Below are 14,099 nucleotides of genomic sequence, written 5' to 3'. Positions count from 1 at the left end.
TGCGCTCCCGCCACCAGTGCGTCGTACCCGCGAAGGCGGGTACCGATACTCAGAGGCGTTTGGAACGAACCGTGTCACTACTGATCGTTCTCCGAATGGGTTCCCGCCTGCGCGGGAACGACCGGGGTAAACACCTGTGACCACAATGCGCGCGCCTTGGCCGCCCGCGTCGCCACGCGCGCCTGCTCGACCCGGGCGTTGTCGCGCCCCTGCAGCCGCTGCTGGTGCTGCAGCTTGCGCATCAAGCGGTAGGCGTCGCCCACTTCGCCCGCCAGCACCGGATCGATGATCCCCAGTTCCCCGCACAGCCGCAGCAGCGCGATATTGCCGGTGTTGAGCGTGAGCCCCGGGTGCGCCGCCGCATGGCGCAGTACCAGGTACTGGACGATAAACTCGATGTCGATCATGCCGCCCTCGTCGTGCTTCAGATCGAACAGGGCGGTGCGGTTCGGGTGCGCGTCGCGCATCCGCTTGCGCATCTTGAGCACCTCGTCGCGCAGCGCATCGAGCTTGTCGCTGCGGTCGATCCGCAGCACGCTGTCGCGGATCGCTTCGAAGCGCGCGCCGATGCCGGCGTCGCCGGCGCAGAAGCGCGCCCGCGTCAGCGCCTGGTGTTCCCACAGCCATGCCGAATTGCGCTGGTAGCGCTCGAACGCGGCCACCGACGACACCAGCATGCCGCTGGCGCCATCGGGGCGCAGCGCGGTGTCGATGTCGAACAGGATCCCGGCCGGCGTCGTCGCCGTCATCCAGGTGATGAAGCGCTGCGCCAGCTTGGCGTAGTTGCCAGGCGCTTCCTGGTCGTCGTCGTCGAACAGGAAGATCACGTCGAGGTCCGACACGTAGCCCAGTTCCTTGCCGCCCAGTTTTCCGTAAGCGATGACGGCGAACTTCGGCACCTCGACGTGGCGCGTGGCGACCGTCTCCCAGACCGCCTGGATGGTGGCCGCGACGATGGTGTCGGCCAGCGCCGACAAGAAGTCGGCCAGCCGTTCTACCGTCAGCAGCCCGGCCAGGTCTTGCGCCAGCAGGCGGAACATGTAGGCGTGGTGCGCTTCGCGCAGCAAATCCATCTGGCGCTCGGTGTCGCCGGCGGCGGTGCCGAGCTGCTCGCGCAGTTCGGCCGCCAGCACCGTGTAGTCGGGCAGCGCCTGGCGGGCATGGTCGTCGAGCAGTTCGTCGAGCAGTACCGGGTGGCTGGTCAGGAAGGTCGCTGCCCAGCCGCTGGCATGCATCATGTCGACCACGCGCTTGAGCGTGTGCGGGTATTCGGTCAGCAGCGACAGGTAGGCCGAGCGGCGCGCGATGGCGTCGAAGAAATCGAGCAGGCGCCCGAGCGTGGCCCCGGCCGCGCCGCTGCCGTCTTCCAGCGCGGCGTTGGCCACCAGCGGCAGCGCCGCCGTCACCAGCGCCAGCATGCGGGTGCGGCTGGCGTCGGCCATCGCCTGCACGCGCGGGCTTTTCCAGGTGTTGACCAGGCGGTTGGCTGCCTGCGACGGATCGTCGAAGCCCAGCGCGGCCATGCGCGCCTCGACCGATTCGACGCTTTCGAGGTCGATCTGTTCGTGCGCCGGTTCGCTGCCGTCGCCTTCGGTCTTGTCGCTGAAAATTTCGTCGAACTGGCCGGCCACGAACACCCGGTGCTCGTCGAGCCTCGCCAGCAGGGTCGCCACGTCCGGCAGGCGCATCATGCGCGCGACGGCGGCCTGGTCTTCTTCGCGGGCCGGCAGCGTGTGGGTCTGGGCATCGTCCAGGTATTGCAGCCGGTGTTCGAGGTTGCGCAGGAAGTTATACGAGCCGAGCAGGCGGGCGACGGTGTCGGCGCCCAGCAGCTCCTTGTCGGCCAGCATGCACAAGGTGGCGCGGGTGGAGCGGTCGCGCAGCGTGGCGTCGCGCCCGCCGCGGATCAGCTGGAACACCTGCGCCAGGAATTCGATCTCGCGGATGCCGCCGCGCCCCAGCTTGACGTTGTTGCTGCGGTCCGGATGCAGCCGTTCCTGGCGGTTGACCTCGGCGCGAATTTGCGCGTGCATGTTGCGGATCGCGTCGATCACGCCGAAGTCGAGGTAGCGCCGGTAGACGAACGGCCGGACGATGGCGTCGAGCGCCTCGATGTCTTCCGGGGCGCCGGTGACCGCGCGCGCCTTGACCCAGGCGTAGCGCTCCCATTCGCGGCCCTGCACGATCAGGTATTCCTCGACCATGTTCAGGCTGGCCACCAGCGGCCCGGAGGCGCCGTTCGGGCGCAGCGCCATGTCGACCCGGAAGGTGAAGCCGTCCTCGATGATCTCGGAGATCGCCGCGATCAGCTTCTTGCCCAGCCGGTTGAAAAATTCATGGTTCGACAGCTGGCGCTGTTCCGGCAGCGTGGTGGCGGTGTCGCCGTCTTCCGGGTAGACGAAGATCAGGTCGATGTCGGACGAGACGTTCAGCTCGCCGCCGCCTTGCTTGCCCATCGCCAACACCATCATGTCCTGCGGCCTGCCCGACTCGCGGCCGACCGGCTGGCCGTGGCTGGCCACCATCTCTTCCATGATCGCCGCCACGTGGGTGCGGATGGCGAAATCGGCCAGCCCGGTCATGGTCTCGACCACTTCGGCGAGGTCGGCGTGGCCTTCCAGGTCGCGCTGGATCAGGCCGCAGATGAGCAGGTTGCGCAGGCGCCGCATCGCGCGCGGCAAGGGGATGCCGGCCGCCAGTTCGGTCGCCAGTTCGGCGTCCAGGTCGAGCCGCGACAGCGGCTGCCCGACAATTTCCCCGATCCGCCCGGCGCGGGCCGGATCGGCGGCGATCCAGCGTTGGTAAAAGCGCGATTCGGAGACCAGGGACGGGTTGCTCATAAGAATGTAAGGAAGAGTTAAAGTGCGGCTATATAGGGGCCTCTAGGGTAGAATTGGGCCGCGCACCTGTACAGGACAGGTCGATGGTAAGGTAGGCAACGGCATTGATGCAAGCGCTCTCTTATTCACCAGACAAATCACGGCGAGCCCTTTTATTAGCTTATTGATGCAGAACCGCGAACTCGAGACCGCTCCAGCGCACGTGCCAATCGCTGAACGCTGGCGCAGCCTCCGCGCGGCCTATCGCGTGTGCAACCGTGCCAGCCATCATGTGCTGGGTTTCACGATCAAGCTGGTGTTGCTGGTGTATTTCCTGTTCGCCATCGTGTTCCTGTTCCTGCGCTACGCGATCTTGCCGAATATCGATTACTACAAGGACGACATCGAACGCGCCGCCAGCCGCGCGCTTGGCAGCAAGGTGTCGATCGAGCGCATCTACGCCTCGTGGCGCGGGCTGCGCCCCGACTTCTTCCTGGGCGATGTCACCTTGCGCGATGCGCAAGGGCGCACCGTGCTGGCGCTGCCGAGCGTGTCGGCCACGCTGTCGTGGTGGACCCTGGCCGCCGGCGACGTGCGCTTCCAGTCGCTAGAGATCATCCGGCCTGAGCTTGACGTGCGGCGTACCGTCGATGGCAAACTGTATGTCGCCGGCGTCTTGCTGGCCGAAGGGCCGGGCGACACCGACAGCGGCGACTGGGCGTTCAAGCAGCGCCAGATCGTCATCCGCGAAGGCAAGATCAACTGGACCGACGAGAAGCGCGGCGCCCCGACCCTGGCGTTGTCGAACGTCAACATGCTGCTGGCGAACCGCTGGACCGAGCACCGTTTCGGCCTGCGCGCGACGCCGCCGGCCAGCCTGGCGCAGCCGATCGACATCCGCGCCGCGTTTTCCCATCCGCGCTTTGCGCGCCGCATCGCCGACCCGCGCCAGTGGACCGGCGAACTGTACGCCGACGTGCGCCAGACCGACCTGGCCGGCTGGAAGCCCTACGTCGACTATCCCTTCCAGGTCAGCCAGGGCAAGGGCTCGGTGCGCGCCTGGCTGACGCTCGACCACGCGCGCCTGGCCGGGTTTACCGCCGATGTCGGGCTGGTCGACGTCAGCGCGCGCCTGCGCACGAGCTTGCCGCCGCTGGTGCTCAAGCGCGTCAGCGGCCGCATCTCGGCGCGCGAGACGATTCCGCGCGGCGCCGAACCGGGCACGCCGACCTTCGGCGCGAACGGGCACAGCGCCAGCGTGACCGGATTTTCGGTTGAAACCGGCGACGGCCTGGTCTTGCCGGCCACCAGCATCAGCGAGACCTTCATCCCGGCGCGCAAGGGCAAGCCGGAATCGGTGCTGGTGAGCGCCGCCACGCTCGACCTGGCCACGCTGGCGGCGCTCGGCACCCAGCTGCCTTTGAGCCCGACCCAGCGCGCGATGCTGTCGGACTTCGGCCCGCGCGGCCGGGTCGACGACCTGACCGCGCAGTGGCAGGGCCAGTACCCGGCGATCAGCAGCTACCGGATCAAGGCGCGCATGGTCAACCTCGGGCTCAAGCCGCAGGCGGCGCGGCTGGCGCGCGCGAAGAGCGCGAGCGCGCCCGCGGTGGCGGCGGTGCCGGCGATTCCCGGCTTCGACCGGCTGACCGGCACCATCGACGCCAGCGACCAGGGCGGCAGCGTTACCCTCGATTCGCAAGGCGCGCTGCTGCACCTGCCGGCCTGGTTCGCCAACCCCGAGATGCGCTTCGACCAGCTCGACATGAAGGCGCGCTGGAGCTTCGAAAGCCAGGACCGCCTGCGGGTCGACATCGACAACCTGGCCTTCGCGCAAGGATCGCTGACAGCGTCGCTGTCGGGCAGCCACGTGCGCGCGCTGGCGGGCGTGCCGGGCAAGGCGCTGGGCAGCGTCGATCTGAAAGGCAAGCTCGATGGCCTGGAACTGAGCCGCATCGGCGACTACCTGCCGCTGCAGACGCCGCCGCACCTGCGCGACTGGCTGGTCGGCGCGCTGGAAGGCGGCACCGCCCACGACGCCGCGCTGACCTTGCGCGGCGACCTGTCGCAGTTCCCGTTCCGCGCCACTACCGCGGCCGAGCGGGCGCGCGGCGAGTTCCGCGTCGCCGGGCGCATCGCCGACGGCAAACTCAATTATTCGCCGCGCCTGCATGCGCCGGACGGCGTCGCGCCGTTATGGCCGCAGGCCGAGCGCATCGACGGCAGCTTCCTGTTCGAGCGCGCGCGCATGGAGATCCGCGCCGACAGCGGCGCCACGCTGGGCGTCGCGCTGGCCAACGTCAAGGCCGTGATCGCCGACCTCGGTTCGCCCGACAAGCTGCTGGAAATCGACGGCGCCGCCGCCGCGCCGATGCAGGAGTTCTTGCGCTACGTGGGCGCCAGCCCGGTGGCCAACTGGATCGGCCATTTCACCGACGACACCCGCGCCACCGGCAACGCCCGCCTCGGCTTGAAGATGGTGCTGCCGCTGGCGCGCATGGCCGACACCAAGGTGCAGGGCAGCCTGCAGCTGATCAACAACGACATCGTCCTGTTCAGCGACATGCCGCCGGTGCAGGCGGCGATCGGCAAGATCGAATTCTGGGAGCGCGGCGTCAACCTCAGCGGCGTGGGCGGCAGCTTTGTCGGCGGCCCGCTGTCGCTGACCGGCGGCACCCAGCGCGACGGCGCGATCGTCATCAAGCTGGGCGGCACCGTGTCGGCCGACGGCGTGCGCAAGACCTTCCCGTCGGCGCCGATGCAGCGCCTGGCCGGCCACCTGTCGGGCAGCACGCGCTACAGCGGCGCGGTCGAGGTGCGCGAGCGCAAGGTGCAAGTGACGGTCGACTCGACCATGGCCGGCCTCGGGCTGGATTTCCCGGCGCCGCTGCGCAAGGGCGAAGCCGACGCCTTGCCGCTGCGTTTCGTCATGCATGGCGCCCCGGCCAGTGACGGCGGGATCGGCCGCGACGACATCCGCCTGAGCCTGGGCACGGCGATCGCCGCGCGCTACGAGCGCCAGCGCCAGGGCCGCGAGCCATGGCGCGTGCTGCGTGGCGGCATCGGCGTCAACACGCCGGCGCCGGAGCCGGACAGCGGCGTGATGATCAACGTCAACATGAAGTCGCTCAATGTCGACCAGTGGATCGCGCTCAGCAGCAGCATCGGCGGGCCCAGAAGCGAACGTGCCGCGGCCGCTGGCGTGGGCGGACTCAACCTGTCGAGCTACATCATTCCGGACGTGATGGCGGCCCGTGCCAACGAGCTGATCATCGGCGACCGCAAGCTGGCCGAAGTGGTGGTCGGCGCATCGCACCAGAACGATACCTGGCAAGCGAGCATCGACTCGCGCCAGGTGTCGGGCCACGTCACCTGGGCCGAGTCGCCGACCGGGCAGGGCCTGGGCAAGGTCACCGCGCGCCTGGCCTCGCTGGTGATCCCGGAATCGGCGGCCGACGAGGTCAAGAGCCTGCTGGAAGCGGACCGTGGCGCCGCCGCCAGCATTCCCGGCCTCGACATCGTCGCCGAGCGGTTCGAGCTGTTCAACAAACAGCTGGGCCGGCTGGAGCTGCTGGCCAGCAATGTGCCGGCGGTGGCGGGACGCGAGTGGCGCGTCAACCGGCTGTCGCTGATCAATCCCGACGGCAGGCTCAACGGTACCGGCAAGTGGCTGACCAAGGATGGCAAGAGCAGCACCAGCCTGAACTTCGCGATGGAGATCGCCGACGCCGGCAAGCTGCTCGACCGTTTCGGCTTCCCGGATACGCTGCGCCGCGGCAAGGGCAAGCTCAGCGGCGACATCGCCTGGAACGGCTTGCCGTACTCGCTAGACATTCCGACCCTGTCCGGGCAGATCGAGCTCGACGTCGAATCGGGCCAGTTCCTCAAGCAGGACCCGGGCGCGGCCAAGCTGCTTGGCGTGCTCAGCCTGCAAGCGCTGCCGCGCCTGCTCAAGCTCGATTTCAAGGACGTGTTCTCGGAAGGCCTGGCGTTCGACGGCATCAGCGCCGACGCCATTATCACCAAGGGCTTGTTGCGCACCGATAACTTGAAGATGTGGGGCGTGGCCGCCACCGTGTTGATGGACGGCACCGCCGATATTGCAAACGAGTCGACCAATCTCCATGTGGTCGTGATCCCGGAGTTTAATCTGGGAACCGGGCCGCTGGTGTATGCGCTGGCGGTCAATCCGGTGATCGGGATCGGCAGTTTCCTGGCCCAGCTTTTCCTGCGTGCTCCCGTGATGAAGGCGCTGACCTACGAGATGCAGATCACCGGCCCGTGGAAGTCGCCGGTCGTCAAGCGGCTGGGCGCCCCGAAGCCGGCGGTACCGGCGGAACCACCGAAGGCGGAGAAAAAATGACCAAGGTTGCTGCAGTCCAGATGGTATCCACGCCCAGCGTGGCTGAAAACATCGCCACGGCGCGCCGGCTGGTGGCCGAGGCCGCCGCACAAGGCGCCGCGCTGGTGACCTTGCCGGAATACTGGCCGATCATGGGCATGCTCGACGCCGACAAGGTGTCGCACGCCGAGCAGCCCGGCCACGGCCCGATCCAGGACTTCATGGCCGAGACCGCGAAGCAGCACGGCATCTGGCTGATCGGCGGCACCTTGCCGCTGGTGTCGAACGACGCCGCCAGGGTCATGAACACCACGCTGGTGTTCGGGCCGGACGGCAAGCCGGTGAGCCGCTACGACAAGATCCACCTGTTCGGCTTTACCAAAGGGCATGAATCGTACGATGAAGCGCGCACCATCGTGCCCGGCGCCTCGGTCGGCACCTTCGACGCCCCGTTCGGCCGGGTTGGCTTGTCGGTCTGCTACGACCTGCGCTTTCCGGAGCTGTACCGGGCGATGGGCGACTGCACCCTGATCGTCGTGCCGGCCGCGTTTACCCATACCACCGGCATGGCGCACTGGGAAATCCTGCTGCGCGCGCGCGCCATCGAAAACCAGTGCTACGTGCTGGCCTCGGCCCAGGGCGGCACCCACGCCAATGGCCGCCGCACCTTCGGCCACAGCATGCTGATCGACCCGTGGGGCGAGATCAAGGACCTGCTGGCCGAAGGCGAGGGCGTTGTCAGTGGCGAGATCGACCTCGGCTATCTTGCCCGGGTGCGTGAAAGCTTGCCTGCGCTCAAGCATCGCAAGCTGTGAAGCAATCCAAAAAATCTGCTTGTGGCACAATGACCGCACCTTAAGCGAAAGACTTGCACAATGAAACCATTCGAACCCAATCTCTCCTCCCTGGCCGTGGCGCGCGATGTGCTGCTCACGCCGTTCGGCCTGGACGAAGGCAAGATCCTGAAGACCCTGGGCACGATGTTTACGCACAAGGTCGACTACGCCGACTTGTACTTCCAGTTCACCAAGAGCGAAGGCTGGAGCCTGGAAGAGGGCATCGTCAAGACCGGCAGCTTCTCGATCGACCAGGGCGTTGGCGTGCGCGCCATCTCGGGCGACAAGACGGCGTTCTCGTATTCGGATGAAATCTCGGAAAGCGCGCTGCTTGACGCGGCCGCGGCGACGCGCACGATCGCGCGCGCCGGTTCGGGCAAGATCAAGGTTGCCGGCAGCATGACGCAAAGCGGCGGCCGCTCGCTGTACCTGCCGAACGATCCGCTCGCTTCGCTTGACGCGACCGCCAAGGTCAAGCTGCTCGAACGCGTCGAGAAAATGGCGCGCGCCAAAGACCCGCGCGTGGTGCAGGTGATGGCCGGCCTGGCCGGCGAATACGACGTGGTGCTGGTCGCGCGCAGCGACGGCGTGATCGCGGCCGATATCCGTCCACTGGTGCGGGTGTCGGTGACCGTCATCGTCGAGCAGAACGGCCGCCGCGAAACCGGTTCGGCCGGCGGCGGCGGGCGCTACGACTACGGCTATTTCACCGACGCCGTGCTCGACAGCTATGCCACGGAAGCGGTCAAGTCGGCCGTCGTCAACCTCGATGCGCGTGCCGCGCCGGCCGGCCCGATGACCATCGTGCTCGGACCAGGCTGGCCCGGCGTGCTGCTGCACGAAGCGATTGGCCACGGCCTGGAAGGCGACTTCAACCGCAAGGGCTCGTCGACCTTCTCCGGCCGTATCGGCGAGCGCGTGGCGGCCAAGGGCGTCACCGTGGTCGATGACGGCACCCTGGCCGATCGCCGCGGCTCGCTGAACATCGACGACGAAGGCAACCCGACCCAGTGCACCACCCTGATCGAGGACGGCATTCTGCGCGGCTATATCCAGGACACGATGAACGCGCGCCTGATGAAGATGCCGATCACCGGCAATGCGCGCCGCGAATCGTTCGCGCACCTGCCGATGCCGCGCATGACCAACACCTACATGCTCGGCGGCGACAAGGATCCGGAAGAAATTCTGGCCTCGGTCAAGAACGGTTTGTATGCGGTCAACTTCGGCGGCGGCCAGGTCGATATCACCAACGGCAAGTTCGTGTTCTCGGCCAGCGAAGCGTACATGATTGAAAACGGCAAGGTCACCTATCCGGTCAAGGGCGCAACCCTGATCGGCAATGGTCCCGACGTGCTGAACCGGGTGTCGATGATCGGCAACGACATGCGCCTCGATACGGGCGTGGGCGTGTGCGGCAAGGAAGGCCAGAGCGTGCCGGTCGGTGTTGGCCAGCCGACCTTGCGGATTGAAGACGTGACGGTCGGCGGAACGGGTTGAGTGTGCCGCCAATGCGTCGTTCCCGCGCAGGCGGGAACCCGTGTTGAAACCTTCTAGCGCCAACGCATGCGGTGGGGGAGCATGCTGGTGATGGGTTCCCGCCTGCGCGGGAACGACGGTTGGTACGGGCCGATGTGACCAATCAGAACTTGTACCTCACCCCCGCGGTAAAGAACCGCCCCATCGCACCGGGCGCATCGAGCGGATTGTAGGCCTGGGCGCCGTAGGTCAGCGGATCGAGCGGCGCGATCTGGTCGAACACGTTCTGCACCGAGCCAAACACTTCCAGCTTCGGCATCGCCATCCAGCGCAGCGTCAGGTCCACCGTGGTGAACGAGGGCAGCTCGCAATTGGCCGGCGCATCGGCGCCGTTGGCGAAGTGGCTGGCGCAGCCTTCCGGATCGTCCTTGAAGAAGGTGTTCTTGATGTTGCCGCGGAAGTTCATGTTGGCCGAGACCTTCCACACTTCGCGCTCCCACGACAGCCGGAAGTTGACCCGGTCATCCGGCGTGCCGATGCAGTTGGTCACGTCGCAGTTGCCGTGGGTGCCGGCGAAGTCGAGCGAGCTGCCGTCCTGCTCGGTGCGCAGCCAGCGGAACAGGTGGGTCCATTTGGCGTCCATCACGAAGCCGGTGACCTGGCCAACGCTGAAGCCCTGGCGGAACTCCACATCCACGCCGCGCACTTCGCTTTCGGCCGAATTGACGTAGCTGGCCAGCACCGCCGTGATCTGGCCCGGGTCGCCAGCAATGCCGGCGGCGGCAGTCGTGGGGTCGCGCGCGACCCGTCCGGCGGCGATCGCCGCGTTGATCTGCTCCTGGTTGATTTCGTTCTTGCGCTTGACTTCCCAGAAGTCGATCGCGATGTTGGTGCGCGCGTACGGGTCCCAGATCATGCCAAGGTTCATCGTGCGCGCCTTCTCCGGGCTGAGCCCCGGGTTGGGCGAGGTGATGACCGCCACGCTGGCCGGATCGCAGGCCGACTCGACGCCCAGGCCGCAGCGCAGCGGGTCGGCCGCGGTGGAGAACGCCGCCAGGCCGCCGACGCCGTTTTCGGCCGTGCTCGGGGCGCGAAAGCCGCGCGCGTAGGTGCCGCGCAGCGCGAACGATTTTTGCGGCTGCCATTTGAAGCCGACCTTCGGCGTGTACGAGTCGCCGGCGTCGCTGTAGTGGTCGCCGCGCAGCGCAGCCGACAGTTCCAGCGTCTTGTGCACCGGCGCCAGCACTTCGGCGTACAGCGCGGCGACGTTGCGCGCGCCTTTATAGGCCGAATAGCCAAGGCCGATGATGTTGCCGCGCTCGGTGCCGGCGGTCGGTTCCAGCTCGGCCTCTTCGCGCCGGAACTCGCCCCCGACGGCAAGGCCGACCGGGCCGCCGGGTAGCTGGGCAACGTCGCGCGAACCCTTGAGGTCAATCTGGGCCACCCGGGTCTTGGCGTCGTTGGCGATCATCGGCGACAGCGCGTTGTACAGCGCCGGCGAATTCAGGCCCGCGTTCTCGGCGATGCGCCAGACGGTCCCCGGCGGCAAACTGCGGTAAGCCTCGTTCTGGGCCGCCGCCGCCACGTTGGCCAGGCTCGGATTGAGCAGGGCAAAGGCGACGTCGCGCTGCAGGTAGCCGGTGCGCTCGTTGGCGACCTCGTTTTGCGAAAACAGCAGGGCGGTGTCGATCTCCCAGCCGGCGAACTGTCCCTTGGCGCCGGCAACGAAGCGGATGAAGTCGGACTCGATGTTGCTGACCCGCGGGCCGACATCGGCGGCCAGGTAGCGCAGCCGCGCCGTGCTGCCGAAATAGGGGTTGTCGGGGTGGCCGGGGCCCAGCGCGACCGCGGCGTTGCTGACCGGTCCGCCCGGATAGCCGACGTTGGCGTTGATGCCGGACGGGGTGGTGGACGACTCGGATTTACTGCGGTACAAGTTCAGCTCGCTGTACACCTGCCACACCGGGTTCAGCTGCATGGTGCCGCGCGCGAAGAAGTTGATGCGCTCCTGGCTTGGCTGGATCTGGTTGTACACCAGGGTCGAATCGATCAGGCAGCCGCCTAGCGGATCGCCCTGCGGGTGGCTGGTGAAGTTGGCGCAGGCCGCGCCAGGGAACAGCTGGGTAAAGCCGGTGCCGGGGCCCAGGTTGCCGCGGTTGTGATAGTCGAGCGTATCGGGATTGCGCACGTTGCCGTTGATCGCGCTGCCGGCCAGGTTGTTGTCGACGATGGCGCCGGTTCCCCCTAGCGCCTGCTGGGCGCTGTAGCCCCAGTTGCGCAAGTCGACCCGGCCGATATGGCCGCGCTCGGCGCGGTCGCGCAGCCAGACGTCGCTGCGGCGCCCGTATTCCAGGCTCATCAGCACATTGTAGCGGTCGTTGTCGAGGTCGCCGAAGCCGTGGGTGACGGCAACCACGCCGTCGTTGCCGTCGCTTTCCTCCGACTGGCCGAAGCTGGCGCGCATGCTGGTGCCGACGAATTCGCGGCGCAAGATCACATTGACCACCCCGGCAATCGCATCGGACCCGTACAGCGACGAGGCGCCGCTCTTGAGCACCTCGACCCGTTCGATGGCTTCGGACGGGATGATGTTCAGGTCGGCGAACATTTTTTGGCCGTCATCGGCCAGGCCGTAGGGCGCGACGCGGCGTCCGTTGATCAGCACCAGGGTGGAGGCGGCGCCGAGCCCGCGCAGCGAGATGCCGGACGCGCCGGCGGCGAAACCGCTGCCGAAGCCCATCGGCACCGAGCCCTGGTTGTCGACCGCGAGCGTTTGCAGCAGCTCGGCCACCGTGGTTTTGCCGGAGCGCTCGATGTCGGCGCGGTTGAGGGTCAGCACCGAGGACGAGGTTTCCGCTTCGGCGCGCCGGATCAGCGTGCCGGTGACTTCCACGCGGGCGACCGGGGCGGTGGGTTGTGGCTCTTGGGCCTGCGCGGGCAGGGCCAGCGCCGCCAGGCCAAGCGCGCCGCCGCCGGCGAACAAGGGGCGCAATAGGCGGGACAGGACAGTTTCTTTCATTGATAAGCTCCAGGGAACGAATGAGTGACCCCTGTCCGGCAAATGCTCCCTCGTTGACAACAGTCAATAAATCCGAGGAGAAACATGCGCGCGGTTTGATCGCCAGCAGGGCCGGGCAGGGGGGCAGGTGCTCCGAGTTTTGCACCCGCGCCGGTGGCGCGGCTGACGCGCGTCAAGCTAAGCGCCCTTAGCGGGTCAAGTGTGGGAAGGCCGCAACCGGCTCGCCGGCAGCGCCCGCCGCGTCAGGCGCGCGCTGGTAAAGGGCTGCCGCAAAAAGGCTTGCCAATTCGCACGCAATCGGTTTATAGTCATTGCAACCCTTTGGGATCCGACATGCGCTACATTGCTTTCTTTACCTGCCACTTTTACTTTAGCCATTCCAGCCTTCAGGCGGTGGAGTAGCGGCCGGTTCACGTAGCGACAACGAGATCCCCAGCACATTCTAGAAACCGCCAGCGATGGCGGTTTTTTTATTTCCAACATTGATTCGAACTGAACACGGAGAACACCATGCCACGCACCGACGACTTGCGCATCCGCGAAATGAAGGAACTTGTCCCGCCTGCGCACCTGATCCGCGAATTCGCGTGCACTGGCGTTGCCGAACAAACCGCGGCCGGCGCACGCGTGGCCCTGCACCGCATCCTGCACGGCCAGGATGACCGCCTGATGGTCGTCATCGGCCCTTGCTCGATTCATGACACCAAGGCGGCGATGGAATACGCGCGCCGCCTGGCCGGCGAGCGCGAGCGCTTGAAGGGCGAACTGGAAATCGTCATGCGCGTCTATTTCGAGAAGCCGCGCACCACGGTCGGCTGGAAGGGCCTGATCAACGACCCATACATGGACAACAGCTTCCGCATCAACGACGGCCTGCGCATGGCGCGCGAACTGCTGCGCGACATTAATGAACTTGGACTGCCCGCCGGTACCGAATTCCTCGACGTGATCAGCCCGCAGTACATCGCCGACCTGATCAGCTGGGGCGCGATCGGCGCGCGCACCACCGAGTCGCAGGTGCACCGCGAACTGGCCTCTGGCCTGTCGTGCCCGGTCGGATTCAAGAACGGTACCGACGGCAACATCAAGATTGCGGTGGAAGCGATCAAGGCGGCGTCGCAGCCGCACCATTTCCTGTCGGTGACCAAGGGCGGGCACTCGGCGATCGTATCGACCAATGGCAACGAGGACTGCCACATCATCCTTCGCGGCGGCAAGGCGCCGAACTACGACGCGGCCAGTGTCGAGCAGGCGTGCCAGCAGATCGCCGCGCAGGGACTGGCTTCGCGCCTGATGATCGATGCGTCGCATGCGAACAGCTCGAAGAAGCCGGAGAACCAGGTGCCGGTGTGCGCGTCGATTGCCGAACAGGTTGCCGGCGGCGATGACCGTATCGTTGGCGTGATGGTGGAATCGCACCTGGTCGCTGGGCGGCAGGATCTGATTCCGGGCAAGGAGCTGGTCTACGGTCAATCGGTGACCGATGGCTGCATCGATTGGGAGAGCAGCCTGAAGGTGCTGGAAGGATTGGCGCAGGCGGTGCGCCAGCGCCGCGTACGCCAAGACCAGTAAGTCAAAACGGCGGACAAGCGCGCAGCGCGCAT

Annotated in this window: 6 protein-coding genes; 4 read left to right on the top strand and 2 right to left on the bottom strand. The window is 66.8% G+C overall.

Annotated elements, in window-relative coordinates:
• Window positions 1-77 precede the first annotated feature (77 nt).
• On the bottom strand, window positions 78-2,840 hold the full coding sequence (gene glnE, locus I4X03_RS15560) for a bifunctional [glutamate--ammonia ligase]-adenylyl-L-tyrosine phosphorylase/[glutamate--ammonia-ligase] adenylyltransferase (protein WP_223469155.1): 2,763 nt from the start codon (window positions 2,838-2,840) through the stop codon (window positions 78-80).
• 166 nt (window positions 2,841-3,006) lie between these two features.
• Between glnE and I4X03_RS15555 the strand changes: the two genes are divergently transcribed.
• From I4X03_RS15555 to tldD, 3 genes are read left to right on the top strand one after another with little or no spacing between them, the layout of a single operon-like run.
• Complete coding sequence (locus I4X03_RS15555; protein WP_223469154.1) at window positions 3,007-7,182, top strand: YhdP family protein; 4,176 nt, start codon at window positions 3,007-3,009, stop codon at window positions 7,180-7,182.
• A complete protein-coding gene (locus I4X03_RS15550) occupies window positions 7,179-7,976 on the top strand; it encodes a carbon-nitrogen hydrolase family protein (RefSeq protein ID WP_223469153.1) in 798 nt (265 codons plus the stop codon). The genes I4X03_RS15555 and I4X03_RS15550 overlap by 4 nt, the downstream gene beginning before the upstream one ends.
• Window positions 7,977-8,036: 60 nt before the next feature.
• The gene (gene tldD, locus I4X03_RS15545) at window positions 8,037-9,497 is read left to right on the top strand and encodes a metalloprotease TldD (RefSeq protein ID WP_223469152.1); all 1,461 of its coding nucleotides are present in this window, start codon (window positions 8,037-8,039) and stop codon (window positions 9,495-9,497) included.
• A 142-nt stretch (window positions 9,498-9,639) separates the two neighbouring features.
• Here the strand turns inward: tldD and I4X03_RS15540 are convergent, their stop codons facing one another.
• Entirely contained in the window at window positions 9,640-12,495 is a 2,856-nt protein-coding gene (locus tag I4X03_RS15540; RefSeq protein ID WP_223469151.1) for a TonB-dependent receptor, read from the bottom strand.
• Between the two features lie 510 nt (window positions 12,496-13,005).
• On the opposite strand from I4X03_RS15540, the gene aroG reads away from it, so the two are divergent.
• Entirely contained in the window at window positions 13,006-14,067 is a 1,062-nt protein-coding gene (aroG, locus tag I4X03_RS15535; protein WP_223469150.1) for a 3-deoxy-7-phosphoheptulonate synthase AroG, read from the top strand.
• Window positions 14,068-14,099: the final 32 nt, after the last annotated feature.

Origin of the sequence: Massilia soli (assembly GCF_016809835.1) — a bacterium.
Classification (GTDB): Bacteria; Pseudomonadota; Gammaproteobacteria; order Burkholderiales; family Burkholderiaceae_D; genus Telluria_A; species Telluria_A soli.
This window is presented reverse-complemented; position numbering and strand designations above follow the sequence as displayed.

What these genes read in the sequence shown, in the direction of transcription:
- glnE (WP_223469155.1), bottom strand. Translation starts at nt 2,840, where the DNA reads ATGAGCAACCCGTCCCTGGTCTCCGAATCGCGCTTTTACCAACGCTGG.
- I4X03_RS15555 (WP_223469154.1), top strand. Translation starts at nt 3,007, where the DNA reads ATGCAGAACCGCGAACTCGAGACCGCTCCAGCGCACGTGCCAATCGCT.
- I4X03_RS15550 (WP_223469153.1), top strand. Translation starts at nt 7,179, where the DNA reads ATGACCAAGGTTGCTGCAGTCCAGATGGTATCCACGCCCAGCGTGGCT.
- tldD (WP_223469152.1), top strand. Translation starts at nt 8,037, where the DNA reads ATGAAACCATTCGAACCCAATCTCTCCTCCCTGGCCGTGGCGCGCGAT.
- I4X03_RS15540 (WP_223469151.1), bottom strand. Translation starts at nt 12,495, where the DNA reads ATGAAAGAAACTGTCCTGTCCCGCCTATTGCGCCCCTTGTTCGCCGGC.
- aroG (WP_223469150.1), top strand. Translation starts at nt 13,006, where the DNA reads ATGCCACGCACCGACGACTTGCGCATCCGCGAAATGAAGGAACTTGTC.